Source organism: Vibrio sp. L85, assembly GCF_963871815.1.
In the GTDB taxonomy this organism is placed as follows: Bacteria; Pseudomonadota; Gammaproteobacteria; order Enterobacterales; family Vibrionaceae; genus Vibrio; species Vibrio harveyi.
Window position 1 is genome coordinate 154,583 of record NZ_CAWMYL010000022.1, and the last position, 24,858, is coordinate 179,440.

Annotated in this window: 22 protein-coding genes; 12 read left to right on the forward strand and 10 right to left on the reverse strand. The window is 44.7% G+C overall.

Going from position 1 to position 24,858, the window contains the following annotated elements; all coding sequences use genetic code 11:
• Positions 1 to 251: 251 nt before the first annotated feature.
• The 4 genes from AACR11_RS05395 (at position 252) to AACR11_RS05410 (ending at position 5,282) form a co-directional block, all read left to right on the forward strand.
• Entirely contained in the window at positions 252 to 2,057 is a 1,806-nt protein-coding gene (locus AACR11_RS05395; RefSeq protein ID WP_029789453.1) for a sensor histidine kinase, read from the forward strand.
• The gene (locus AACR11_RS05400) at positions 2,047 to 2,643 is read left to right on the forward strand and encodes a response regulator transcription factor (protein WP_009698147.1); all 597 of its coding nucleotides are present in this window, start codon (positions 2,047 to 2,049) and stop codon (positions 2,641 to 2,643) included. The genes AACR11_RS05395 and AACR11_RS05400 overlap by 11 nt, the downstream gene beginning before the upstream one ends.
• Positions 2,644 to 2,800: 157 nt before the next feature.
• Complete coding sequence (locus AACR11_RS05405) at positions 2,801 to 3,460, forward strand: hypothetical protein (protein ID WP_029789449.1); 660 nt, start codon at positions 2,801 to 2,803, stop codon at positions 3,458 to 3,460.
• A 331-nt stretch (positions 3,461 to 3,791) separates the two neighbouring features.
• Positions 3,792 to 5,282, forward strand: a complete 1,491-nt coding sequence (locus AACR11_RS05410) for a SulP family inorganic anion transporter (RefSeq protein WP_029789448.1) — start codon at positions 3,792 to 3,794, stop codon at positions 5,280 to 5,282.
• Positions 5,283 to 5,359: 77 nt separating this feature from the next.
• Here the strand turns inward: AACR11_RS05410 and AACR11_RS05415 are convergent, their stop codons facing one another.
• Entirely contained in the window at positions 5,360 to 5,803 is a 444-nt protein-coding gene (locus tag AACR11_RS05415; RefSeq protein ID WP_005450631.1) for an META domain-containing protein, read from the reverse strand.
• A gap of 220 nt (positions 5,804 to 6,023) precedes the next feature.
• Between AACR11_RS05415 and AACR11_RS05420 the strand changes: the two genes are divergently transcribed.
• A complete protein-coding gene (locus AACR11_RS05420) occupies positions 6,024 to 6,272 on the forward strand; it encodes a DUF1289 domain-containing protein (RefSeq protein ID WP_005450629.1) in 249 nt (82 codons plus the stop codon).
• A gap of 117 nt (positions 6,273 to 6,389) precedes the next feature.
• Here the strand turns inward: AACR11_RS05420 and AACR11_RS05425 are convergent, their stop codons facing one another.
• Positions 6,390 to 6,611 carry a hypothetical protein gene (locus tag AACR11_RS05425; protein WP_005450627.1) on the reverse strand — a complete coding sequence of 74 codons (222 nt, stop codon included), beginning with the start codon at positions 6,609 to 6,611 and terminating at the stop codon, positions 6,390 to 6,392.
• Positions 6,612 to 6,998: 387 nt separating this feature from the next.
• Positions 6,999 to 8,693, reverse strand: coding sequence for a bifunctional UDP-sugar hydrolase/5'-nucleotidase UshA (gene ushA / locus AACR11_RS05430; protein ID WP_017188176.1), 1,695 nt, complete (start codon positions 8,691 to 8,693; stop codon positions 6,999 to 7,001).
• Between the two features lie 349 nt (positions 8,694 to 9,042).
• Here ushA and AACR11_RS05435 point away from each other — a divergent pair, with 349 nt between their 5' ends.
• Complete coding sequence (locus AACR11_RS05435) at positions 9,043 to 9,747, forward strand: GNAT family N-acetyltransferase (RefSeq protein WP_029789447.1); 705 nt, start codon at positions 9,043 to 9,045, stop codon at positions 9,745 to 9,747.
• Between the two features lie 15 nt (positions 9,748 to 9,762).
• The gene (locus AACR11_RS05440; RefSeq protein ID WP_005450623.1) at positions 9,763 to 10,278 is read left to right on the forward strand and encodes a GNAT family N-acetyltransferase; all 516 of its coding nucleotides are present in this window, start codon (positions 9,763 to 9,765) and stop codon (positions 10,276 to 10,278) included.
• Positions 10,279 to 10,490: 212 nt separating this feature from the next.
• Here AACR11_RS05440 and rplY read toward each other — a convergent pair whose 3' ends face one another.
• Positions 10,491 to 10,769, reverse strand: coding sequence for a 50S ribosomal protein L25 (gene rplY, locus AACR11_RS05445; protein ID WP_005450622.1), 279 nt, complete (start codon positions 10,767 to 10,769; stop codon positions 10,491 to 10,493).
• Positions 10,770 to 11,191: 422 nt separating this feature from the next.
• Between rplY and AACR11_RS05450 the strand changes: the two genes are divergently transcribed.
• Together AACR11_RS05450 and AACR11_RS05455 are read left to right on the forward strand one after the other, a co-directional pair.
• A complete protein-coding gene (locus AACR11_RS05450; RefSeq protein ID WP_005450620.1) occupies positions 11,192 to 11,926 on the forward strand; it encodes a glycosyltransferase family 2 protein in 735 nt (244 codons plus the stop codon).
• Positions 11,927 to 11,940: 14 nt separating this feature from the next.
• Positions 11,941 to 13,236: an LssY C-terminal domain-containing protein gene (locus AACR11_RS05455; protein ID WP_029789444.1), complete on the forward strand. Its 1,296-nt coding sequence runs from the start codon at positions 11,941 to 11,943 to the stop codon at positions 13,234 to 13,236.
• Positions 13,237 to 13,345: 109 nt separating this feature from the next.
• Here the strand turns inward: AACR11_RS05455 and AACR11_RS05460 are convergent, their stop codons facing one another.
• From AACR11_RS05460 to AACR11_RS05475, 4 genes are all read right to left on the reverse strand, one after another.
• Positions 13,346 to 14,695, reverse strand: a complete 1,350-nt coding sequence (locus AACR11_RS05460) for an ATP-binding protein (RefSeq protein ID WP_029789443.1) — start codon at positions 14,693 to 14,695, stop codon at positions 13,346 to 13,348.
• On the reverse strand, positions 14,685 to 15,344 hold the full coding sequence (locus AACR11_RS05465) for a response regulator transcription factor (protein WP_005442273.1): 660 nt from the start codon (positions 15,342 to 15,344) through the stop codon (positions 14,685 to 14,687). The genes AACR11_RS05460 and AACR11_RS05465 overlap by 11 nt, the downstream gene beginning before the upstream one ends.
• Positions 15,345 to 15,375: 31 nt before the next feature.
• The gene (locus tag AACR11_RS05470) at positions 15,376 to 15,795 is read right to left on the reverse strand and encodes a PepSY domain-containing protein (RefSeq protein WP_005450617.1); all 420 of its coding nucleotides are present in this window, start codon (positions 15,793 to 15,795) and stop codon (positions 15,376 to 15,378) included.
• 77 nt (positions 15,796 to 15,872) lie between these two features.
• Entirely contained in the window at positions 15,873 to 17,624 is a 1,752-nt protein-coding gene (locus AACR11_RS05475) for a DEAD/DEAH box helicase (RefSeq protein ID WP_009698138.1), read from the reverse strand.
• A gap of 74 nt (positions 17,625 to 17,698) precedes the next feature.
• On the opposite strand from AACR11_RS05475, the gene rsuA reads away from it, so the two are divergent.
• The 3 genes from rsuA (at position 17,699) to AACR11_RS05490 (ending at position 20,732) form a co-directional block, all read left to right on the forward strand.
• A complete protein-coding gene (gene rsuA, locus AACR11_RS05480; protein WP_009698137.1) occupies positions 17,699 to 18,400 on the forward strand; it encodes a 16S rRNA pseudouridine(516) synthase RsuA in 702 nt (233 codons plus the stop codon).
• 467 nt (positions 18,401 to 18,867) lie between these two features.
• The gene (locus tag AACR11_RS05485) at positions 18,868 to 20,070 is read left to right on the forward strand and encodes a Bcr/CflA family multidrug efflux MFS transporter (RefSeq protein WP_005450614.1); all 1,203 of its coding nucleotides are present in this window, start codon (positions 18,868 to 18,870) and stop codon (positions 20,068 to 20,070) included.
• Positions 20,070 to 20,732, forward strand: a complete 663-nt coding sequence (locus AACR11_RS05490) for a DUF2913 family protein (protein ID WP_029789442.1) — start codon at positions 20,070 to 20,072, stop codon at positions 20,730 to 20,732. Before AACR11_RS05485 ends, AACR11_RS05490 begins: the two co-directional genes overlap by 1 nt.
• A 71-nt stretch (positions 20,733 to 20,803) precedes the next feature.
• On the opposite strand, the gene AACR11_RS05495 is transcribed toward AACR11_RS05490, so the two are convergent.
• Positions 20,804 to 22,525 (reverse strand): solute:sodium symporter family transporter, encoded by a 1,722-nt coding sequence (locus tag AACR11_RS05495; protein ID WP_029789440.1) that lies wholly within the window; start codon positions 22,523 to 22,525, stop codon positions 20,804 to 20,806.
• A gap of 133 nt (positions 22,526 to 22,658) precedes the next feature.
• The gene (locus AACR11_RS05500) at positions 22,659 to 24,761 is read right to left on the reverse strand and encodes an alpha-galactosidase (RefSeq protein ID WP_029789438.1); all 2,103 of its coding nucleotides are present in this window, start codon (positions 24,759 to 24,761) and stop codon (positions 22,659 to 22,661) included.
• Between the last annotated feature and the right edge of the window lie 97 nt (positions 24,762 to 24,858).

Sequence of the window (24,858 nt, forward strand, 5' to 3'; positions counted from 1 at the left end):
TTCGACAGATAGAATGCTTTTGATGGGGCAGTGCTGACATGAACGTTTCTTAATCATTTTTGGTGTTCATGGCTTAAAAAAAGCGGAAATGCGCTCTACCCCTTTATGGGTAAGGCATTCTGAGGAAATCGTTTAAATGACGATATTGTGGTTTCCCACAATAATGATGTGGGATTGATCTAAAGCAACAAAGTAGAAGGGGGAAGTGGTGCTAAAATGTGCCACAACCGAGTTTTGGTAGTATTTCATAAGTGATTGATAATTATTCTCAAAAGTTAATTCTTTTCATTTTTGCTCTCTCCTTTTTCTTTACCTCTTTTGCCTCTGCTAATGATCAAGAAGTACCGAGAAAAGACTACGATGTTGGCGTTTTAGCGCTGCGTGGACACGCACATGCTCGTGAAGCGTGGCAACCAACTTTGGATTGGTTGGAGACTCAGAATCCTGGCTATCAATTCAACCTACATACTTACGATTTCGACCAACTTGAAGATGCATTTTTGCACGGTTGGCTTGACTTCATTCTAACTAGTCCAGGGCAGGCGACTAAGTTGGCACGTGAATACCCAATCAACTGGTTAGCAACGCAAAAAACTGCCTATAGCAACTTACCAAATAAGTCGATTGCTTCGGTGGTAGTGGTGCGTGAAGAGTCGCCTTATAAAACGCTGCGTGACATCAATAAAGCTAATGTCGCGGCGGTATCGGAAAAAGCCTTTGGCGGCTTTCTCGCGCTGCGTTATGAGCTCGATAAGCTCGGCTATTTCAATTCCTCTTTCTTCGAAAAAATTCATTTTACTGGTCCACCAACTGACCAGTTGATTTTGGACGTGATCAAGAACGATCTCGATGTCGCGATCGTCCCTGCATGTACTCTGGAGAACATGGCGAAGGAGGGGCGTATTCAACTGCACAGCTTGCGTGTATTGAATGAGAAGCGCCCTGCTGATTCTGTTTGTGCGGTGAGCACGCCACTGTATCCAAACTGGACCATGGCTATGACAGAGCGAGCGCCGACGGATGTGGGGCAAATGGTGGCGCAAACCCTTTTCGCAATGCCAGAAGATCATCCAGCAGCCGTTGCGGCGAACAACGTTGGCTGGATGTTGCCTGCGCCGAGCATCAACGTTGATAAAGTCTACAAGCACTTAGACATGCATCCGTTGCAAAAGTCTTGGGGACAAAAAGCACAAGAATGGCTGCATAAGAACCAAGCGATCGCAATGGCGTCGTTACTGACTTTGCTGCTATTGACGGGATATCACTTCTGGTTGGAATGGAAGTTTCAACGTAGTCGTGAAACGTTAAAAACCACCATGAACGACTTACGCCGTAAGAGCTCAATGTTGGAGCATGCCCAACGTATCACCATTGTCGGTGAACTTGGTAGCAGTATTGCGCATGAAATTAATCAACCATTGGCAGCAATCAAAAACTACAGTCAAGGGGCGAAAATGCGCATGGAACATGGCGCGACTGCCGAAGAAATGGCGCCAATCCTCGATAAAATCCAGCAACAGGTGACTTCTGCAAGCGACATCATTCAGCGCCTTCGTAGCTTGATAAACAAAACACCGATTGAAAAAAACTGGGTGGATCTACCTTGTTTGATTGAAGAAGCGATGAAGCTGGTGGATTACGAATTCCAACGTCATCGAATCCAACTTGGCGTGCTTTACTCTGGTGAGCCGCAAAAAGTCTTTGCAGATGTGACAGGTTTGCAGCAGGTCATTCTCAATGTTTTAAATAACGCCAAAGATGCGTGTTTGAGCCATTCGCCGAAACGTAGAGATTTGTACGTGGATCTGCACGTGAGTTTCTGTGATGAGGTGGTCATCATTGACGTGACGGACAATGGCATTGGAATTGAAGAGGAAAGTACGCCATTAGACCAAGCTTTCTACACCACGAAGGAAAATGGATTAGGGCTAGGTCTGGCAATATGTCGTGATGTACTCGATGCGCACCAAGGCAGCATGCAATTTAGGTCCATAGAGCCCACTGGGTGTCAGGTGACCATTGTTTTACCGTATCAGGAGGCTTGTTATGAGTCGTAACCTTTGTCCACTCTACATCGTTGATGATGAAGAGCCAGTATTAGAATCCATGGCGTTTATGTTGGAAAGTTATGGTTACGAGGTTGAAGCTTTTTCTAGTGGGATAGATTTTCTCAACAACGCTGAATTGTCCGCTCCGGGTTGTGTTTTGCTTGATAGCCGTATGCCCGAGATGCGGGGACAAGATGTCCATCATGTAATGAATGAGAAATTCAGCCCGATCAGCGTGATTTACCTAACTGGTCATGGCGACATACCTATGGCTGTCGATGCACTAAAAGATGGCGCATTAGATTTCTTTCAAAAGCCTGTTGATGGAAACGCGCTTGTGGTTGCAGTGGATAATGCTATGGCACAGTCATTAAAAAACGGTGAAAAGTTGAGTGCGAAACAGGTATTACAGAATCTCACCAAGCGCGAGAAAGAAGTACTTGGATTGGTAGTCAAGGGGATGAAAAACCAAGAGATGGCCGATTCGTTGTGTGTTTCTCTAAGAACAATTGAGGTACATCGCTCTAATGTGATGAAAAAACTTGAAGCAGAAAGCCTTGCAGTATTGATTCGCAAAGTCGGGCATTTGATCTAATTGATTTATGTTTTTGGGGGCAACGAACTGAGCTATTTAGGTCGAATTAATCACTGTAACCTAATGATATTTTGGGAAAGGTTTGCTCAACCGGTATCAGGAAGATAACATCAGTACCCAAAATGAAATGAATCTTAATCTTGGCTAGAACCTAACTATGTTTGTCGATACCGTTAAAAGTGCCTTTGCTTCACTAAACACGCATAAACAAGCGATTGCGAAAGCGACCGCTTTACCGATTCTCTTTTCTGTTATTCTTGATCTCCTTTTAGGTGCAAGTGAAGGCGATGGTGCTGCTATCTTCGTACAAATCTTGATGGCGCTATTGTCTGCGATCGTCGCGATTAACGTGCACAGTATTATCCTTAAAGGTCCTCAATCTGTCCCTCAGTGGGGGCGTTTCACCCTTGGCAAGATCGAAATGTGGTTCATCGGTCATTACTTGGTGATGACAGTTGCAGTAGTCGCCGTTGCCGCCATCTTTGCGATGATTAACGTTGCGCTTGCTGCAATCGTACTGTTCGCACTTGGTGTGATCTGTTGTCGATTGGTGTTGGTGTTTCCCGCCATTGCTATTGGTAAAGGTGTGTCATTCCCTTATGCATGGAACTTAACCAAAGGGTACACGTGGTACATGATGGGTGTGGTGATCTTGGTACCGCTTCTGTGTGGTATCGCAATATCACCTCTGGCGTATTTACAACTGCCAATCCTAATGAGTTTATTAAGCTTTCTAGTGACCATCATCGGGATTGCTATTTTGTCTAAAGCGTACGAGCAATTAAGTGGTTTTGATGGACAATCTTATTCTCAGTAGTCATTTTGAAGTCACTTAAGTAGATGTTATGAATGAAGAAGCGCCTCCTTTTAGAGGTGCTTTTTTATGGTTACTTGTAGGCAAATTTACTTGGTTTTGTAAGAATTTATTACAAATTGCATTTTTAAAGTGATATAAAGCACACCTTCGATGAGGCTGGTTTTGTTTTTGACTGGCTCTTATCGAGAAAAACCGTGACGTTTCAATTGACGAATAAGGAAGGTGCTTTTTGCTCATTAGTCCGCCCTAGAACGATCTCTCAGATGCGTTTGCATCACTCCCTTCACCGTGCGCAATGCACCAACTAAGGCAATACGTTTATGAGAGATTTATGTTTAAATTTACAAAAGATACTTGGTTTAACAACGTTAAAGGAGATTGTTTATCAGGAGTTGTTGTAGCACTGGCACTTATTCCAGAAGCTATTGCATTCTCTATCATCGCAGGACTCGACCCCAAAGTGGGTTTGTATGCCTCGTTTTCCATCTGTGTCGTGATTGCGTTTACTGGCTCAAGGTCCGGAATGATTTCCGCGGCAACCGGAGCGATGGCGCTATTGATGACCACCTTAGTTAAAGATTATGGTCTGCAATATTTGCTCGCCGCGTCGTTTTTCGCTGGTGTACTGCAGTTATTGATTGGCTACTTAAGGCTAGGGGATTTAATGCGTTTTGTGTCTAAGTCCATTATGACTGGATTTGTAAATGCGTTGGCAATTTTAATCTTTTTGGCGCAACTGCCTGAACTGACCAACGTTTCTTGGTCCGTTTATGCATTGACCGTTTTAGGACTAGCCATCATCTATTTGTTTCCATATGTGCCGAAAATCGGAAAAATGCTACCGTCCCCTTTGGTATGCATTATCACGGTGACAGTGGTTGCGTTGATGTTTGATATCGATATTCGTACTGTTGGCGATATGGGGCAGCTACCCGATTCGCTTCCCGTATTCATGATTCCCAATATTCCCTTCAACATTGAAACACTCCAAATCATTTTCCCTTATTCATTAGCTCTCGCCATTGTCGGTGTCCTTGAATCACTGATGACCGCATCTATCGTCGATGAGTTGACGGATACAGAGAGTGAGAAAAACGACGAGTGCAAAGGACAGGGGATTGCGAATATAGTCGCATCGCTGTTTGGCGGTATGGCAGGATGCGCAATGATTGGTCAGTCGATGATCAATATCCAGTCTGGCGGTCGAACACGTTTATCGACGCTTTGCTCCGGTGTGTTTTTGCTGATCATGGTGGTATTTTTGGGGGATTACCTCAAACAAATCCCAATGGCGGCGCTCGTTGCAGTGATGATCATGGTTGCGATAAGTACTTTCTCGTGGCACTCCATTGCAGAAATGAGTAAACACAGTTTATCGACAAACCTTATCATGCTATCGACGGTGATTTCGGTTGTTGCCACCCACAATCTTGCTATTGGTGTGCTGGTGGGCGTTTTATTAGCGTGTGTCTTTTATGTGAATCAGAGCCGGACTTTAATGAAGGTTTCGGATGAAGTCATTGTTGATAACGACCATACGATTCACAAAGTTCATGGGCAAATCTTTTTCGCTTCCGCCTATAGTTTCACTGATATGTTTGATTTCGATAATGCGACGCGATACATCACAATTGATTTATCCGATGCGCATTTTTGGGATATCACAGCAATATCAGCTTTGGATAAAGCCATCATTAAGTTTCGTAAAGGCGGCTCTATTGTTGCTGTAACCGGAATGAATGAAGCAACCTTGGATATGATAGATCGCCACGCGGTTTATGATGATCCTGAAAAGTTGGCTAAGCAAGGTATGGGGCATTAGAAACAAAAAAAGCAGCCAAAGGGCTGCTTTTTTAGAGATTCTTTCAGAGACTTATTGTCTCAGAAACAAATGTGGGATTAGTTTACCCAGTCACGCAGTGTGAACGTTAGTTCGTGATCTGCGTTTTTCAGTACTAGACCATCGTTAGTCAGAGTAATGTCGCTCCAATCAGAAAGCGTTTCAGACATTACTTTTTCAATCTTCATTTGGTCTTCCATACACATCTTCATGGTCATGCCCATTTTCTCGATGCGTAGTTGGTTATCTTTTAGTTCAGCTTGACCGAAGAAGTTGTTACAACCTGCATTACCGTTCGCTGTTAGGTTTTCACCAATTTCTAAGCGAGGTGCTTGGCGTTCTTCTGCTGCGATGTTTTTGCCATCGATTTGAACCAGCTGCCAGTTGTGGTGCTGTAGATCTTGAGCCGTAATTTCTTTCACATTGTCACCGTTGCTAGCGCATGCAGTCATTAGAACTGGAAGTGAGATTGCTGCTACTAACGTTTTTAGGCTAAGCTTCATTTTATTGACTCCGTTTTTAGAAAACGTGGTAAGTATAGGTAATAAAACAGTGTTTTTGTCAGCATACGGTTATGGTTTCGTATGTTTTTAAACACGGCGTATTTTATAACAGAGATCCCATTCCAGGTACTAAAATTCAGCGAAAACTTCGAAATTTCTTACAGTTATTCGACTATAAGTGAATCGGGTCTTGATGAGATAACCAAAGAACGGGTTGAGCATGGAGCAACTGGAGTTTTTTACCGTCCCAAGTCCTTGTGTCGGAGTGTGCACTTCTGACGAAAAGGGCTATTGCAAGGGATGCATGCGTAAACGAGAAGAGCGGTTTAATTGGCTGAGTTTTACTCCTGCACAACAGTTGCACGTGATTAAGCTGTGTCGTCAGAGGTACAGAAGAAAGGTGCTAGCAGGGAAGGGGAAAGCAGAACTGCCTCAAGATGACTCATCCCCGCAACAGGATTTGTTTTAGTGTTGTTTACGCTTTATTACTTATGACTAACTATTCCCGGCCCAGTCTGAACTACTTATCCATAAGAGCCGGGAAGCTCCTATCCATTTTCGTGCTCAAAGTGATGAGCACTTGGCGTTACTTTAAAGACCATTGGTCGCTTACCCAGCCTCCTGCTTGTTCGTCGAAGTGACTACCGGCAAAGCGGTGATTTTGTTCCACGTCTAATTTACTGGTGGGTAATTCATCCATCATTTGATGAATGTATCTTGCCATTGGATCAGTACATGCTTCACGCTCTCTGCGAGTGACCACTTCTTTAATTATCTGCAGTCTATAGCTGTTGCTGGCTCGTTTCATTTTTGACCTCCAGAACTCGATGGCAGCAGTTTGAACACATTGGCGTTCAGATCGCTGCTCATTGGCGGGAGCGTAGAAGCCCATCGCCTTCGTTTGAAGTCTGAGAGACAAATTGTTTGAGAGCAGTGTTTGTAACGCCATTCGCATCTTTCTCAGAATCATTGACTGTGTGAATAAAAGTTAATTGCTCAAACACAGTTGATGAATCTTCATATTCGAAAGACCTTATCAAACATAGAAGCCCTACACATGGTCGTCAACAACGTAAATGAACATTTTTTGAACGATTTGTGAAGGTGGCGTTTTATCAGAGATTTAGCGCAAATAAAAAAACCGGAGCCACTTGGGCTCCGGTTGGTCTTAGAGTCAGTCTGACACGCCTTTTATTTACTCAGCTGCGATTTCACAACCAAGTGGGCTGTCTGAGTTAGTGTAGACGATTTCGCCTTGTGGCTCGTAGTTGCTTACTTGTACTGTACCAAGAGTCTCTAGGTAGCTGTACATTACTTCTGCGTCAACGTTACCAGTGTTAATTACGTTAAGTGCAGGGTAACCATCACCACCCGCCGCGTTGAAGCTTGGTACGGTAAACTTATAAGTTGCCGCTGTGTCGAAATCTTTGCCATTGATCTTGCTGATTTCAACTTTCTTGGCAGTACAGTCTACAGTCATATTTAGACCTGCCAGTTGTGCGTACGCACCCGATCCACGTTGCATTGTAGCAACCACGTTCAAGTAATCGACTACTTGAGCGCCAGTCATCGTGGCTACAGTTACCATATTGCCAAATGGTTGAACTGTTAGTACATGGCGGTAAGCAATCGGACCTGCTTCAATTGATGCACGAACGCCACCTGAGTTCATAACCGCAAAATCGGCTTTTTGATTTTCTTGGTGAGCAGTTGCGATCAAACGACCTAAGTTAGTTTGTTGGTAGCGAACTACTGCGCGGTCACCTTCCAGCTTGTCATCAGAGGTAGCAATTACCTTATCTAGCTCATCTTGTCCTTTATCTTGGAAGTATTGAAGACGTCCTTGAAGAGCAAGGTCTGGCTTGATTTCTGTGCCAATGAATTCTAGCTCACCAGCTTCGTTTTTGCGTTTTAGGTTTACAGGAACTAGCTCATAACCAGCAAGGTGAAGTTTACCGTCGTAGTATTCGAAGTCTGCTTTACCAACGTACTTACCCCACTCGTGCGCTTGCATGATGTAAGTACCGTTTTGTTGGTCTGGTTTGCAGTCATCACCAGGTTCGAAGTCAGCGTATCCAGAACCATCTGGTTCCATACAAACAGGGTTTTGCGAGTGACCACCGAAGATAGCTGCAAGCTGTCCTTCTTCGACTGCTTTCGCCATCGCTACATCGCCAGGTGCATTTGAACCGTGCTGGCCATTTTCATAGTGACCCATATGTGTCGTAGCGAAAATGAAATCGACAGGGTCATCTTTGTAGGTTTCTTTGATTTCTGCAATTACCTTCGGCATTTCTTCTGTTGGTTTGGTAAATGTCAGGTCAGAGATAAACTCAGGGTTACCGATTTTTGCTGTATCTTCTGTTGTCATACCTACAACAGCTACACGAAGGTCACCAAGCTCAAAGATTTTGTAAGGTTTGAAGTAGCGGTCGCCATTTTTATCATAAATGTTGGCAGCAAGCATTGGGAAGTTTGCCCAAACACGTTGCTTTTCAAGAACGCTAAGAGGGTTATCAAATTCGTGGTTACCAACTGCCATAGCATCATAGCCAATATCGCTCATACCTAAGAAGTCAGGCTCTGCATCTTGTAGGTCTGATTCAGGAACACCAGTGTTGATGTCACCACCAGAGAGTAGTAGGGATGAGCCGCCATTTGCTGCAACTTCTTGGCGCATTTGATCAATCAGTGTTTTACGCGCAGCCATACCATACTCGCCGTCTTCGTTATGCCAGAAGCGACCGTGGTTGTCATTGGTATGTAGAATTGTGAACTTGGTACATGAATCTGCAGTGTCACAAGTGACTGGAGAGTTGTCGCTGTCTGAGCCACATCCTGCTAGCGCAGCGCCGACTGAAAGTACCAAAAGGGATTTGTAAAACTTCATAAGGGATCCTTTCTTTGTGATTTTGATTTTATTACGGCGTGAAATATACGGAAATAATGTGAAACTTTAGTGATCTATATCTTATTTACAGTTTTGTTGAATACAGGAAATAACAGGGCTGCAAACCGCGTCGACAAATAAACAGAAACCGTATTTAGAAAGGATTTAATGTTTTTACTAGTTAAATTTGTGAGTCGCTTAATTGATTTCAATTTTCTAATGTGAATCAATACGCATTTTGGTGAGATATGGAGCAAACTTTGGTGATTATTTTGCCAGATTAATGTCTTCTTACTCTCTACGAAACAAATAGTTAAGATTTTTCTGTACGCTGTGTTGAGGAGTAAGGATGCTCAAAAAAACAACCGCACTTGCCGCGGAAATCGATTGCTCATGGCAAAAGCAGTTCAGTGTGAGCTGTAATTTGTACAATGGCTATTCTTATGACCCTCACTATTGGCAAAAGTTCTCCGATCTTTGTGCTGTATTTTTATATCAATCAGACGCCGTTACGTTTATATCTTGTCCCCCTCAATTATGGGAACGAATTAAACATTTTCAACCAAGTGAGCTGGAGAGAAAACTCAATAATAAACAAATGTTCTGTGAATATGATGATGTCGACTACTATTTATTTAATGACGACAACGTCAACAAAGACGATGGGATAATTCCTCTCTCGATCGAATCTGATCTCGAATTACTTGAATCTTTTGTCAGCCGAATGAGCGAAGAAGATATCCTTAAAGCGGACTTTGACCTCGATAGCCATTTTTTTTACGGCATATTTGACAAAAATGAGCTGGTCGCTGTGCTTGCTTCTTATTGTTATAAAGGGAAAGAGCCGTTTGAGTCTTTATCCATATTGGTTTCTCCTGAAGCAAGAGGAAAAGGGTATGGAAAACGCCTGCTCAGTCATTTAATCAATGAAGTGAAATCGAGGCAGCGCAAAATTAGGTATCGAGTAAATAGTGAAAATACGCCTTCAATAAGGCTCTGCCAGTCTTTGGGGTTTGAAGCGTACAGTCGTCAAAGAGTGTTTACTCCGGAGTAATGAGAAAGGCAAGCAATGGGATATACAGTTAGAAATGCAGTGAGAGATGAAGCGGATCAGATCGCCAAAATACACGTTGATTCATGGCAAGTCGCTTACCGAGGATTAATGCCGCAGAGTTACATTGACCAATTTACTCGAGAACGTCGAGAGCGTATGTGGACGCGAGTAATGACGGAGCAACTGGCCAATCTCATTGTTGTTGAGAAACAGAAAGAGATCGTTGGCTTTCTAAGTTATGAACTGCCTGATCACACCAGCGAAGACAAGACGGCAACGGTTACTTGTTGCTATGTTTCGCCTTTATACTTCGGGCAGGGCGCTGGCAGTGCTCTGATTGATGAATTAGAAACTCGCTTACTCTCGACACCAGTGATGCAAATTAGCCTTAAGGCGTTAGACACCAATAAACAAGGGCTTAATTTCTATAAGAAGTGTGGCTTTGTGCGATCTGGAGAGGAAGAGTCGGAGGTTATCGATGATATGACGCTCAACGACGTGACGCTGGTGAAGTACATAGCACGAACATAACTTACTGATGAGAGTGTTTAATGCGGTGTTTGCAGAAAAGCACTATCGATAATGAAAAGAGAATTGGGGAGATTTACTTCTGTCCTAAATAGTAAAACCCCGGAGGTGGTAAGTCTCCGGGGTTTTGAAATTTTTTAGATGTCTCGGTTGGTAAGTCCGATAATCTTTATGCAAAAGGTTTGGATTTTATCCGTTAATTCCTTGGTAGGGAATTAGATACGGATGAAGTCCATGTGCTCAACTTTTGGCTTGTAAGCGTGACGTTGAACGTCTTGTGGCTTAACTTTAACTTCAGCGCCGTCGATCACTAGAACGATACCTTCGTAGAACTCAGGCTTGTCCATTTGGTTAACGATGTCATCGTGGTTAAGAACGATAGCAACTGCTGCTTCTTCACCGCCGTATACAACTGCAGGGAATTTGCCAGCGTGACGTAGGCGGCGGCTCGCACCTTTACCTAGTTCAGTACGTACTACTGCTTCGAATTTCATAGTATTTACTCTCAAATTAGTAAAAAATAAAACTTTACAAACACAATGCGACCTTGTGTTCGTAGTAAAGCTTGAAACAGGAACTGTTCAAGCGAGCGCGGATACTATCATCCTGCTCTACATTCAGCAACCAAAATTGTACCTAAATCACCAAAAAGCCAGTAATTCTTCGTCAAGAAGAGTGTCTGTTTTGTGGTGTCGGCAAAACTTTGTCCGCATTGCGCTGATTTTAACCTATTTGGCTTTTTGTCAGTACGTTTTTATTTGCCTAGGACTCAATCCTCTTTCCAAGTTAATTCATTCATTAACGACATCTGTTATTCACAAAATGAACGCAAAATGAATGTTGACCTCAGTAACCGTTAAGTCAGTCGGTTCTATTCTCCATCGTACATAAACGGACAACCTCAATGGAGCACATTATGAATCCTATCAGTATCGTGATTATTACCCTCAATGAAGAAAAACGTATTGGTCGACTACTTGAAGACTTAACCAAACAAACCCACCAGAACTTTGAAGTGATCGTGGTGGATTCGAACAGCGAAGATTCGACACGTGAAGTTGCACAAGCTTACGAAAGCTCATTGCCAGAACTGACAGTGCACCGCATGGATACGCGTGGTGTCAGCTTAGGTCGTAATACAGGTGCAGAACTGGCGAAGTATGAACGTATTCTTTTCTTAGATGCGGACGTGCGCTTACCAAGTGATTTTCTGAGCCGTGCAATGAGTAAGCTTGAGGATGCGAAGTTGGAAGTTGCTGGTGTTTACATGGGCTCAAAAAATCTGCCAATGGCACATAAGTTGGGTTATGGCATGTTTAACGCGGGACTGTTTATTACTCAGTACACATTCCCAACGGCGGTAGGTGCTTGTATTTTCTCTACCAAACGCGCACACAAAGAGATCAACGGCTTTGATGAGTCTATTACACTTTGCGAAGATTGTGATTACGTAAAACGCGCTTCTAAAACATGGCGTTTCCGCTTCTTACCGATGACGTTTGAATTCGATCCGCGCCGCCTTGAGCAAGACGGCTTCTTTAAGATGGGCATGACCTATTTCAAAGCCAATGTACGTCGATTCTTCTTTGGCGAGATGCGTAACAACGAAATGGAATACAAATTCGGTCACTACAAAGATCAACATTCGTAATCGTCGGAGGCTGCATGCTGGAAGCAATCAGTCTGTTTTTCGGAGCATTTCTGGATGCGACGATTGGACCTAATCTCTTTGTCCCGGGCGAGCCGTTTTTGCTCGCTGCGGGCTATCAATTGCACCAAGGTGTGATTTGGGGCGTTGTCGCCGTTTTGTTGGGCGGTTGGGTTGGCGATCAACTCAGTTACTTTATTGGTAAGCGTTCTGGCTCTAAAGCACAGAAGAAGCTGATTCGTTGGCAAGCCAAGACAAGGCGTCCAATCGCTCGTTGTCGTTTGTTGATGAAAAAACGCGGCAATGCCATTTTGATCTTTGCACGCTTACTCGGACCTGTTGCTTGGGTCGTGCCATTTATGGCGGGTACTGCGAATGTTAGTTGGAAGCGTTTTACTGTCTGTTCATCAATTGGATTGATACTTGGTGTTGGGCAATTTGTCGTTGCTGGGTATTTGCTTGCTGCGGGTCTTAACACATGGATTCCACTTGATTCCATAAAGTTCATCCTTGTTGAGCATAAGCTTCTTATTGCCTCAGTACTCATCGCTTCTGTATTCGCTCTTGTGGCTTGGAAGAAAAACTGGTCACGTAAATGGACAAAATCCCTAACGGCTTTAGTGTTATGTTTAGTTGCTGCGAATTATGGACACTTTTTCTATCTAGCAGATGACAATATTGAACAACCCGGCGTTACTGAAAATCAATCGATAGTCCTTAATGATATCGGCTTTAAGGTTTATCCGGGGCGCTCGAATGTGTTTGACGCTCAGGCAGTCAACTTGGTGTACGTCGGAGCATCCCCGCGAAGCCTAATGCAAGAGCTCGGCTGGCTAGAGAATCAAACCTTTTCAAGAAACGACATTGAATTGGCAGACTATGTGAGCTTATTGAAGCAGAAGCTGCCGCCCGTTTCTGATTTGTTTTGGAATGGCAAGCCACAGTCGATGGCATTCCAAGAGCCCGGAAGTTTGTTAAAACGCTCTCATGTTCGCTGGTGGCAAGCAGGGTTAGAATCAAAGTCTGGTCAACCGATTTGGGTTGGAGCGATTAGCTACGATGACGGTCTCAAGTTGGCGCATTACTCGGGTATTGTGACGGTGTTGCATCGAATAGATCCTAATGTGGACAGCGAAAGAGACCGTCTAGCGAATCAAATTGAAGTCAGTCATTTAGCGCTAGTCGGAGAGTTACATTCGTTAGCGCAACCTGTCGCAATGGATAGTAAGCACGACTATTATTCGGATGGGAATGTGCTGTTGATTAGTGAACCATCACTAGCATTAAACTTACCCAATCAAAGCGCTATTTAGATATACCCAAGCATCTTGAGGTTACTTGGGTATATAAAAATGGCACCTAGCGAATAAATCGATAAGTGCCATTTTAAAGTAATACTGTGAGTGACTGATGTAAGCTGACTTAAGCGCGGCTCTTTTGCAGAATCAAGGTGGCTTTTAACCCTCCCATTTTACTCTCTGATAATTCAAGTTGACCGCGGTAACTGTGCGCCATTTCACTGACAATGTTTAAACCTAAACCGGATCCTGGCGTTGTTTCATCCAGACGGTAGCCACGCTTTATTACTTGGCATAATTGCTCAGGAGGAATACCCGGACCATCGTCTTCAACAATGATATGAATGTTGTCTTTATCTAACGTTGAATGAACACGAATGATGCTGTTCGCCCATTTGTAGCCATTTTCCAGTAAGTTTCCCACCATTTCATCCAGATCGGTTTTCTCTACGGCGACGTTCAATTCAGAATCAAGCTCGTTAATCAGTGTGACGTCACGATGTGCGTAGACCTTGTCAAACGCCATGGATATGGCATCAACGCGCTCTGAAGGGTTCGATTTCACCGAAAGAATGTTCATTGAACCAGCCATACGAGCGCGACCTAAGTGGTAATCGATGTGTTGTTGGATCTGTGTGATTGGCGCGTTCAAGCGTTCTTGTTCTTCAGGCGTGAAGTTTTGTACTTCGTTTTTTAAAACCGAAAGTGGTGTTTTCAGCGCGTGAGATAAGTTTCCTGCATGATTGCGTGCACGTTCAAGTAGCTCTTGATAGTGAAAGAGCAGGGCATTAAGGTCAGAAATCAAAGGTGAGATTTCTTTCGGATAGTCTTCTTCCAAGCCTTTCTTGTTGCCTGATTTCAGTTCGGCTAACTCTCTTTGCAGCTTGGTTAGCGGACTCAATGACCAGGCGATTTGCAGCAAGATAACCGCAAGAACACCAGCAAAGAGCAATCCTAAAATGATCCAAAGCTGCCCAGTTAAAGACTGAATCGTGCCTTCAATTGGATCTTCGTCAATGCCGATGATGACATCAATGGGACCATCGTAATCCGGTAGATAAAGGGTCTTTTTCAACGTGATAAGTTTTTCATCACGTGCGCCAAAGGCGTCTTTATCCAATCCTTTGTACTCAATTTTCTTATCCCATAGTGAACGCGAACGTTCTAGGCTTGTGTCCGTTGATGCGCTCCAGTAAAGACCACTGTATGGACGATTAAATCTTGGGTCGGAAAGTTGAGTAGGAAGGGTGAGTTGACCTTTACTGTCGACTTCGAGCTGGGCGGCAATCTCGTCCATGTAGACATTCAATTGGGAGCGAGTGTCGTCCACCATATAGCTGTAAACTTGGGTTGGGATCGTGACGCCCGCCGCGAGGATCATCGCTGTGAGCCAAACGACCGCCGCTAGCACTAAGCGGCTTTTGATGCTCAGCCGCTTAAGAATGTGCATGGGAAGTTTGCTTCTATTCCGCATTCAATTGATACCCTAAACCGCGGACGGTTTTGATGATTTTTGGGGCGATCTTCTTGCGAATACGACCGATAAACACTTCGATGGTGTTTGAGTCACGGTCGAAGTCTTGCTTGTAGATGTGTTCTACCAACTCGGTACGAGAAATGACTTTTTCTGGGTTGTGCATGAAGTACGCGACCACTTTATATTCTAACGCGGTTAAGCTTACTGCTTGCCCTTGCCACAGCACTTTTGATGAGCGCGTATCTAAACTTAAATCACCAATCTGCATGACAGGTGAGGCGTTACCTGAAGCACGGCGTAATTGAGCGCGAAGGCGAGCCGTTAGCTCAACCATTTCAAATGGCTTGGTTAGATAATCGTCGGCTCCGGCATTCAAACCCTCAACACGTTGAGATAATGTGTCACGGGCACTCAAAATAACAACTGGCGTATTAATGTTTTCGTCTCGAATACCTTTAAGGACCGTTAGACCATCTAGTTTTGGTAAACCTAGGTCGAGCACAATTGCATCCCATTCTTCAGAGGTCGCACGGTAAAGCGCGTCGATACCATCTTGGGAAAGTTCTGGTACCCAGCCATTGTTTTCCAACGTTTCTAAAATCTGTTCGCCTAGGCGAGGTTCATCTTCGACAACAAGTATTTTCATATTCTTTCTTCTAATTATGTTTGGATATCGGTTACTGCGGCTTAAGAGCTTTATTGAAGTTACGCCCTTTGATCTCGAGCATCTCTAGTGTGGCAGCGTCGTATTCCACTTTTATCACACTGTCATTGAACAAGATTTTCAGCTCGTAAACCCATTCGTCATCGTCTTCTTCAAGTTCAACTTTAATAATACGCCCATACAAATCATTCTCCACTGCTGCGTACATATCGGAGAATGGGCGAATATAACCTTTTTGAACGGCACGATAGACTTCATCTTGATCTTCATCGAATTCAATTCGAGTTCCCGGTTTCTCAACGTCACGAACGATGGCATGACCATCTTTTTCATCATGATGATCATGGTGAGATGCAAAACTTGGTGCTGACAATAAAAGTGGCACTAAGCCTAGCAGCACGGGAAGTTTGCGCGGAGTGAAGGAGGTAGACATAGCAAAGCCTTTTTCAATGAGTTACGACGATTATATCGTGCTGTACATGAACAGAAAGTGAATTCGTGAGCATTCGCTTATCTTAGTTCGTCGTCAAAGATCTTATCGCGCAGTTTCCAAAAACGCCCTGACTTTCTAGCAATCACGAATTGTGGCAGACGGAAACGATGCTGGTTTGCCACGACTCTGGTTGGCGACGCCTCTTCAAATGGACGATGTTTGTCAGCAAGGTGAGGGCGTACAAACTGGTCTTTGAAGATTTGCTTCTGTTTTTTGGTATTCAGTGACCAGAATTCGTGAACCAATGCATTTCCTTCTCCTTGATAGGTTTCACCGGAATACGTCACTTTCAACTGTGATTTGCCATCACTGGACTTAAATACTGACAAGTCCATCTCGGTACATTCAAAGATCAGCGCATCTTTTAGGTTCAATGCTTCCTTGAGCTTTTTGTCTGGATCAACCAGCGTGGCATCACACTCATGACAAATACGCGCTGCAATGTCGTTATCAGCGCCACATTCGCCGCAATATTTAGCTCTAAATCGATAACCACAATGCTCACGTTCTCCGGTCTCATCGTCCTCAAAATATCCTTGGCAACGACGACCAAAGTGTTCCAGCAAAAAGCCATTGCTATCCAGTTTTCCCCAGAAGTTGTTATTAAAGCCGCAAGCGGGGCAAGGGATGGTGATGATTTCGCTAGTGGAATCTGGCTTCGGATCGCCCACTTCAGGCTGATATAAATCATAGCTGTTGCCAGCGTAATCCAGTACGAGACATTCTGATTTGCCTTCCGACAGACGCAAACCACGACCAACAATTTGCTGATACAAGCTGACCGACTCGGTTGGGCGCAGAATCGCGATTAAATCCACATGTGGTGCATCGAAGCCCGTGGTTAAAACGGACACGTTAACTAAGTACTTTATCTCACGATTCTTGAACGACTGAATAATGGCATCGCGCTCTGGTGTTGGCGTGTCACCAATCACAATCGCGGTTTCGCCTTCAGGCAATAAACCATGGATTTCTTGTGCATGGCGAACTGTAGCTGCAAATACCATTACGCCTTTGCGTTCTTTGGCGTATTGAATGATTTGTTCAACGATCTGTGGTGTCGCTCGCTTAGCTTTGTCGATCACCATGTCCATCTCAGCTTCTTTGTATCGACCTGTGTTTGCTGGTTTGAGTTGTGAGAAGTCATAAGATAGGACTGGCGCGTCCATCATGCGAGCGGGTGTTAAGAAGTTTTCATCCAGTAAGTAACGGATAGGGAGTTCGAAGATACAGTCACGGAAAAAGCGTGACTCTTCCGTGCGAACTTGTCCACGGGTGTGATACTGATAGATCCAGCCCATGCCTAAGCGGTATGGGGTTGCGGTTAACCCCAAAACTTTAATGCCTGGGTTGAGTTCTCTTAGGTGCGTGATTACTTTTTGGTAGCTACTGGTTTTTTCGTCTGGCACGCGATGGCATTCATCAATCACTAACAAGGAAAATTGATTCTTGAAAGAGTCCAGATTGCGCACTACTGATTGTACAGAAGCAAACACCACTTGCTGATCGGTTTCTTTACGTCCAAGACCCGCTGAGAATATTGAGCCTTTCAGTCCATAGCCTTCGTACTTAGCGTGGTTCTGTTCCACCAGCTCTTTTACATGAGCAAGTACTAGGACGCGCCCTTTGGCAAGTCTTGCTAGCTCTGCAATGACCAAGCTTTTACCTGCACCTGTAGGCAGCACAATGACTGCTGGTGTGGTGTGTTTACGAAAATAGTGAATCACCGCTTTAACAGAGTCGGCTTGGTATGGTCGAAGGGTGTACATGAAAATCTGTGAAATTGCTCAACTATTCGAATTAGGATCGCTATAATACCCGACCTTAAACATTAGAGGTATTCATGCGTTTAGATAAATATTTGTGTGATGGGCTGGGTGCGACTCGCAAGCAGGCAACGAAGATCATCAAAAGTGGCGAAGTGACCGTTGATGGCGAAGTACAAAAGAGTGGTGCTTTCAAAGTGCCAGAAGGTGGTGTGGTTGAGTGGGAAGGGCGCGAAGTTGGTGCTCCTGGTCCTCGTTACATTATGTTGTACAAGCCTGCGGACTTTGTGTGTTCACATGAAGATGGGCATAACCCAACCGCATTCGTGTTGCTTGATGAGCCAAAGGTAGAAAACCTACACTTTGCTGGTCGCTTGGATGTGGACACTACTGGTCTTGTGTTGATCACTGACGATGGTCAATGGTCCCACCGTATTACGTCGCCAAAACACAAATGTGAAAAGACGTACCGCGTATGGCTTGTGGATGCGATTCAACCTGATTACGTTGAAAAGTTTGCCGAAGGTATTGAGTTACGTAATGAACGCGAACCAACATTGCCTGCCCACCTTGAAATTGTAAACGAAGCTGAAAACGAAGTGCTGTTAACGATTGTGGAAGGTAAATACCACCAAGTGAAGCGTATGTTTGCTGCGCTCGGCAACAAGGTTGAACACCTTCACCGTGAGCGTATTGGTTCAATTGTGCTTGATGAATCGCTTGAGCCGGGTGATTACCGATTCTTAACAGAAGAAGAAGTCGAATCAGTAGTGAAATGATTCACTCTGGTTGGAAGTAATTGCTGTTCTGGGAAATTGTTTAATTCCTGATAGGAACTAGTGTTTTGGTAGGAAATCGCTCAGAATGGGGATTCCTACCAAATAAGTCTTAGTGTCTGAACAAGACGCGCATTCGCCGCTCATAAACGCAGGCAGAACTGTATTTAATCTGAGAAAAGTCTTTTCTCTTGTTGGTCCTTACTGACGATAAGTACAGACGGTGTTAACGTCATCGCCTCTTCGTTTTAGCTCGGTTACTTTTTCGTTCTGCATACTCATCATGCAGGTTTTAGCGTCGAGTTAGGCAAGACCGCCTTGGTATACTTTCGTCTTTTATGATCTTCTCAATAGTAAGGATACTATGCACTGTCTCCGTGATTGTTACGGATTCGGGGTAAGGGAAGCGTCGATCATCTATCTCAATCAATGTGGAATGTTGATGGGAGGACACAACAAGAGGTAAGGCAATGACAGAAAAAGCCCAAAGTGCTCCCCAGTCACAAATCAGCTTTTTATTGTTCCTTGTACTCGGTGCAATTGGTGCGTTGACGCCACTTGCTATCGATATGTATTTGCCGGCTATGCCAACCATCGCTAAAGATCTTGGTGTAACCGCAGGTGCTGTACAGATTACGTTAACGGCTTATACAGCAGGCTTCGCAATAGGTCAGCTGATTCATGGTCCGTTAGCCGACAGCTATGGTCGCCGACCTGTACTCATTTTAGGTGTGCTCTTTTTTGGTTTGGCAGCGGTAGTCAGTGCAACGACTAACGGTATTGATGCGCTTACTTATGTGCGTACGGCACAAGGTTTTGCTGGTGCGGCAGCGGCTGTGATTATCCAAGCGGTTGTACGAGACATGTTTGACCGTGAAGATTTTGCGCGTGCAATGTCATTCGTGACGTTGGTGATCACGATTGCACCTTTGGTTGCACCGATGATTGGTGGTCACCTCGCGATCTGGTTCGGTTGGCGTTCAATCTTTTGGGTGCTTGCTATCTTCGCGGTTGTGGTGATCTTGCTTGTTCTATGGATGATTCCAGAGACATTGAAACCAGAAAACCGTCAGCCATTAAGATTCAGAACCACGATTCGTAACTATGCACGTCTGTGTTCTAACCCTGAAGCGTTAGGGTTAATGCTCTCAGGTGCGTTCTCGTTCTCAGGCATGTTTGCATTCCTGACTGCGGGTTCATTTATATATATCGATTTATACGGTGTTCGGCCAGACCAATTTGGTTACCTATTTGGCTTGAACATTGTGGCAATGATCATCATGACCAGTCTCAATGGTCGCATGGTGAAAAAGGTCGGTTCCCATTTTATGCTGCGCTTCGGTCTAACCATCCAGTTGATTGCTGGTATTGGACTGTTTGCTGGTTGGATGCTTGATCTTGGTTTGTGGGGCATCGTGCCATTTGTAGTGCTGTTTATCGGAACCTTGTCTACGATTGGTAGTAACTCGATGGCGCTGCTGTTAAGTGGCTACCCAACGATGGCAGGCACTGCATCTTCACTTGCTGGTACTCTGCGCTTTGGCACAGGTTCATTGATTGGTGCGCTTGTTGCAGCAATGCCCGGTGGCGTTGCGTGGCCGATGATCGTTGTTATGTTTGCTTGTTCAGTGCTGTCTGCACTGTTTTATTGGACTTTAGGAAGAAAGGCGTAATGTCTAATTACACCAAAGAAATTCAAAATTTAGTTAACGCTGCTTTGGCAGATTTAGACCAAGAGCATCGCTCTGGTAAATTGGCAAATGCACCAGTAGCGAACAATCATTACTTGGTTCGTTGGGTAACCAAGGCGCTGAAGTCACAGCGTTTTGGTCGCACTGTAGGTGATGATCTAATGCGTTGGCAAAAAGCAGGTCGCTCAAAAGGCAACGATGCTGGTTTGCTATTTATCTTTAAACGCATCTCAGGCTTTTACGCGCAGTTTTTCCCTGAAGGTGAAGAGTCTAAAGTGATCAAAGATTCTGACATTGAAGCGTTTCTTGATGCGATGGAGCAAGCGGGCTGGGAAGTGTCAACTTCTGAGCAGTTAGTTGGTTGCGGTAAAGTACAAATCTACACAGAAGGTCAAAACTCACTAGCCTTATGTGCTGACCAGTGTGAAAGCTGTTTTGATGGTGAGCTGTTGGTAAAACCGATGAGTTGGTTTGTTCGCGGTAACCACGCAGAGTTCGTTGAAAAAGCATCGCAAGCAGGTTACATGGTGCACAAGGTCACTGACTACAAATCAATGGTGAAATACCACGGTGAGTACCTTATCTTCCCTGCGAACGAAGGCAATCAATTGGCAGAGATTCCACTGTCATTTAAAGCAGACTAATTCATCTATCGCATCATAAAAAATCGGAGCCTGTGCTCCGATTTTTTATATCCGTGACTTATCGATCTTATTTATGGCATGTACATGTCATTCAGTTTAGTCACTTGCTTATGCTTTCTACGCTTGATGAAGTAGTTAGAAACCACACCGAACATCAAGACCAGACCACAGAACCCGTACACTTGCATGATAGTCGGATCGCTTGAGACAAAACCGAAGTCTGAGAACATTACGTAAGCGCCCAATACCATGTAGATGATGACCGCTGATGCTTCAAAGCGGAATGACCACGGCGTCACATCGATATTCTCATTTACAGGCATTACGTAGTCTGTTTCACGTGGCATGAAGTGACCAATCGCAAACATCAGAGCAGTACACACGACGAATAGAATCGCCAATTGGTGTAGGAAGTGGATTGGTGTACCAAAGACCAATTGCATCGCAGCGTAAGAGCTAACAAATACGACCAAAGCAACTTTAGCGGCAATAGCCGGTACACGTTTGGAAATGTAGCCTACAAATACGATGGTGAAGATAGGCACACTAAAGAAGCCCGCAACCATTTGTAGGTATTGGAACAAGCCTTCTGGTGCGTACATGATGAAAGGGGCAATACAGACCGAAATGATCGCAATGATAACGCCGAAGATACGACCTTTCCCGACTAACTCTTCATCCGATTTGCCTTTGCCAAATAGTGGCTTGTAAACGTTCAAAGCAAACAAGGTTGTTGAGCTGTTCAATACACCGTTAAAGGTACTTAGGATTGCGCCGAACATGACCGCAACAAAGAAACCAACAAGCGGCTTAGGCAATACCTCGTTCACCAAGCGTGTGTACATCGTGTCTGGGTTGCCTGCATCTGCGCCAAACATATGGAAAGCAATGATGCCCGGAATGATTAGGAAAAGTGGAGAGATAACTTTAATCGCACCCGCGAGAATCACACCTTTCTGACCTTCTTTCAGGTTCTTCGCGCCAAGTGCACGTTGGATAATGGATTGGTCAGTACCCCAGTAGTACAAGTTCACCAACAATAGACCTGTGAACAGGGTAGAGAACGGCAGTGGATCGGTTTCTTTACCTACGGATTGCAGCTTTTCTGGGGCGGCAGTCAGCAATACGTCTAAACCTTCCATAAAGTTACCGCCGCCTAATGCCATCAGACCAAATACAGGGATCATCAAACCGCCGGTGATCAAGCCTACGCCATTGATCGTGTCTGCAATTACCACGGCTTTTAGACCGCCGTAAATCGCGTAAAAGAAACCCAGCAAACCAATAGTGGCAGAAATAAGGGCGATAGAGCTGAACTCAGAAATACCCAATAAACCTTGCACATCAAAGATTTCGCCCAGTACCACTGCGCCAGCGTAAAGAGTGGTAGGTAGAATGTTGATGACGTATTGGCACAAGAACAACAGGGTAACGAACTTCTTCACCGACATGTCGTAACGGCTTTCTAAGAAGTCAGGAATGGTGGTGATACCTTGCTTGAGGTAGCGAGGGACAAGCAGCAGCGCAATGATAACCAGTGTGACGCCAGAGGCCACTTCCCAACCCATCACACTCATGTTGTGGGTGTAGGATTGTGCACTCATGCCAACAAAGCTAGTAGCACTCAGGTTGGTAAGAATCAAGGAGCTGGCAATCAGCCCACCTGTTAAGCTTCGTCCACCAAGGAAGAAACCGTCTTGAGAGGTGTTTTTATCGTTTTTAACTTTGCTGTAAGTGAACACCACAACAAAGCCTGTAAACAGCAAGAACGAAAGTAATACTGTAATAGACATTTTGTTTCCTTAACAAGTTAAGCAATTAAGTTTTGCTTGTTAGTTGTAGGGTGTCCCTCTAGCGCGTATAGGAGTGTTTTATCAGGAACAACGCGAAGTTGAAACCCGGTCGCTAGAGGGCACAGATAGAGGTTTAAATTTTCTTAAGGTGTACAATCAGTGCCGATTCTGGGTCGAGAATCGGAAGCGTCACCCCAATTTCCTTTAAGTTATCGCCACTTAACGTCAGGGTTTTGTCTAGCCATTGCGGACGTTGCTTCATCAACTGGAAGCTGGTTTTTGGCATTTCAACAATCTTGACTTCGTAACGGGCGTTTTCATCCGCACAGCTAACGCGAAGTGGAGATGGCAGCGCATGATTTGGCATTGCCAACTGACACACCGTAATCAGCATTTCTTGCCCGTTCTCAACGCCATAGATGTTCTGGTTTTGATCGGCAGGATCGATGCGGAAAGTACGTCCAGAATGAAGCAAATCGCGATACTGTTTGTGCAGTTGAATGTAATGAGCAAACGCTTGTTTTTCTTCCGCGCTTTCTTTTACTGGATCGAGCTCCACACCCATGTGACCACTTAACGCCGTCACTCCACGCATGTTGATCGCATGACGACGATTGGTTGAGTGACACTCTGCAGGACCAATGTGAGCGCCCATAACTTCAGGTGGGAAGAAGTAGCTCATACCACGTTGAATCGCTTGACGTTCCAGCGCATCGTTACAATCAGAAGCCCAGAAACGGTGAGTGCGTTTAAGGATTTCAAAATCAATACGACCACCACCCGAAGAGCAAGACTCAATTTCAACCGCAGGGTGTGTTGCTTGAAGCTCGTCCAGCAAGCGGTAAAGCGCTTTCGTTTGACCATGTACAGCAGGTTTACCTTGATGCCCCGGTTGAACCAATTCACGGTTCATGTCCCATTTCAGGTAGCCGATGTTGTAACGAGTCAGTAAGTCATTCAAACGTTCAAACAGGTAGTTGAAGCAATCTTGGTTTTGCAAATCCAACACGTATTGCCAGCGACCGGAGGGCTGGTGGTAGCCTTGCAGACTTAATACCCAATCTGGGTGTTGGCGATATAGATTTGAGTCTTGGCTGACCATCTCTGGCTCAACCCAAAGACCAAACTCCATGCCTTTGTTGTTTACGTGCTTGATGACAGGCTCAAGACCATTTGGGTACTTTGTTTCATCCAAGTACCAGTCACCGAGAGCAGCGCGTTCGCCATCACGACCTATGAACCAACCATCATCAATGATGAAGCGCTCGACACCCATCTCGGCGGCTTCGGTCGCCATCTGCATGATGTATTCAGGTTTATGATCGAAGTAGATGCCTTCCCACGTGTTTAAATGAACAGGACGAGGCTTGTTGTTTGGAAATTGAATAATATTGGCACGAACAAACTGGTGGAATCGCTCTGATATTCCATTCAAACCCGAGTTACTGTATGTCGCGTAAAGCCATGGTGATTGGTAGGTTTCACCGCTTTGTAAGCGCTTTTCACCAGACAGTAGTAGTTCACCTGCTTGAACAAAACGGCGACCGTCACTACGAACATCGGCACGCAGTTGATGGTTACCACTCCAACCAAGGTGAAAGCCCCAAACTTGCCCCAATTGCTCACTAAAGCCATTGGTGCCCGCGAACAAACCTGGGAAGTTTTCGTGAGAGGTGCGACCGCGGCGGTTTTCTTGCATAAAGCCACCATGCTCAAAGCTCAGACGCTGAGTCTGAAACTCATGACACCAACGCCCGTGGAACGTCATCAGCTCGTTTGCATAGTTAGGAAGTGGCAGAGTAGAGGAGAGCTTACCCAAGCAATACTCACCGGCAGTCGTGTTTTTTACGGTGATGCGTTTTTGTACCACATCACTGTTAAAGTCGAGTTGTAGCTCAATCAATAATTCAAGACCGGCAATGTCATCTTGCAGAGTAAATGTCGCGCTGTTGTCATCGTGCTCAATGGATGTGGTTGTGAACACGGGAGCCCAGTCTTCGCCATTACGATGCCCCTCAATCCCAGGCGCATTAAAGTGACCACTACCAAGCTCAGGACAAAGTGATAACGGCACGTCGACATCAAGGCGAGCCTGAGATATAGGGCGCTCGGTTGAGAGCATTAAATCGGGATCGATCTGAGCGATTTTTGCGCCCCAATGAAGGATTTCAGGAACACGATCCACTTTAATGATCATGCTGTGATTCTTGGATTTTAAGTGAACAATTTTTTGCATGTTGTTTCTCTGTTTTCGCAAACATTTAGTCTACAAATAATCATGCGCTTGTTTGGTTTTATTTCGATTGAATAGCCGTTTAAATGTGACTTTGAAC

Excerpts from the sequence above, each read along its gene's own strand:
- AACR11_RS05400 (WP_009698147.1), top strand. The coding sequence starts at position 2,047 with ATGAGTCGTAACCTTTGTCCACTCTACATCGTTGATGATGAAGAGCCA.
- AACR11_RS05405 (WP_029789449.1), top strand. The coding sequence starts at position 2,801 with ATGTTTGTCGATACCGTTAAAAGTGCCTTTGCTTCACTAAACACGCAT.
- AACR11_RS05410 (WP_029789448.1), top strand. The coding sequence starts at position 3,792 with ATGTTTAAATTTACAAAAGATACTTGGTTTAACAACGTTAAAGGAGAT.
- AACR11_RS05415 (WP_005450631.1), bottom strand. The coding sequence starts at position 5,803 with ATGAAGCTTAGCCTAAAAACGTTAGTAGCAGCAATCTCACTTCCAGTT.
- AACR11_RS05420 (WP_005450629.1), top strand. The coding sequence starts at position 6,024 with ATGGAGCAACTGGAGTTTTTTACCGTCCCAAGTCCTTGTGTCGGAGTG.
- AACR11_RS05425 (WP_005450627.1), bottom strand. The coding sequence starts at position 6,611 with ATGAAACGAGCCAGCAACAGCTATAGACTGCAGATAATTAAAGAAGTG.
- ushA (WP_017188176.1), bottom strand. The coding sequence starts at position 8,693 with ATGAAGTTTTACAAATCCCTTTTGGTACTTTCAGTCGGCGCTGCGCTA.
- AACR11_RS05435 (WP_029789447.1), top strand. The coding sequence starts at position 9,043 with ATGCTCAAAAAAACAACCGCACTTGCCGCGGAAATCGATTGCTCATGG.
- AACR11_RS05440 (WP_005450623.1), top strand. The coding sequence starts at position 9,763 with ATGGGATATACAGTTAGAAATGCAGTGAGAGATGAAGCGGATCAGATC.
- rplY (WP_005450622.1), bottom strand. The coding sequence starts at position 10,769 with ATGAAATTCGAAGCAGTAGTACGTACTGAACTAGGTAAAGGTGCGAGC.
- AACR11_RS05450 (WP_005450620.1), top strand. The coding sequence starts at position 11,192 with ATGAATCCTATCAGTATCGTGATTATTACCCTCAATGAAGAAAAACGT.
- AACR11_RS05455 (WP_029789444.1), top strand. The coding sequence starts at position 11,941 with ATGCTGGAAGCAATCAGTCTGTTTTTCGGAGCATTTCTGGATGCGACG.
- AACR11_RS05460 (WP_029789443.1), bottom strand. The coding sequence starts at position 14,695 with ATGCGGAATAGAAGCAAACTTCCCATGCACATTCTTAAGCGGCTGAGC.
- AACR11_RS05465 (WP_005442273.1), bottom strand. The coding sequence starts at position 15,344 with ATGAAAATACTTGTTGTCGAAGATGAACCTCGCCTAGGCGAACAGATT.
- AACR11_RS05470 (WP_005450617.1), bottom strand. The coding sequence starts at position 15,795 with ATGTCTACCTCCTTCACTCCGCGCAAACTTCCCGTGCTGCTAGGCTTA.
- AACR11_RS05475 (WP_009698138.1), bottom strand. The coding sequence starts at position 17,624 with ATGTACACCCTTCGACCATACCAAGCCGACTCTGTTAAAGCGGTGATT.
- rsuA (WP_009698137.1), top strand. The coding sequence starts at position 17,699 with ATGCGTTTAGATAAATATTTGTGTGATGGGCTGGGTGCGACTCGCAAG.
- AACR11_RS05485 (WP_005450614.1), top strand. The coding sequence starts at position 18,868 with ATGACAGAAAAAGCCCAAAGTGCTCCCCAGTCACAAATCAGCTTTTTA.
- AACR11_RS05490 (WP_029789442.1), top strand. The coding sequence starts at position 20,070 with ATGTCTAATTACACCAAAGAAATTCAAAATTTAGTTAACGCTGCTTTG.
- AACR11_RS05495 (WP_029789440.1), bottom strand. The coding sequence starts at position 22,525 with ATGTCTATTACAGTATTACTTTCGTTCTTGCTGTTTACAGGCTTTGTT.
- AACR11_RS05500 (WP_029789438.1), bottom strand. The coding sequence starts at position 24,761 with ATGCAAAAAATTGTTCACTTAAAATCCAAGAATCACAGCATGATCATT.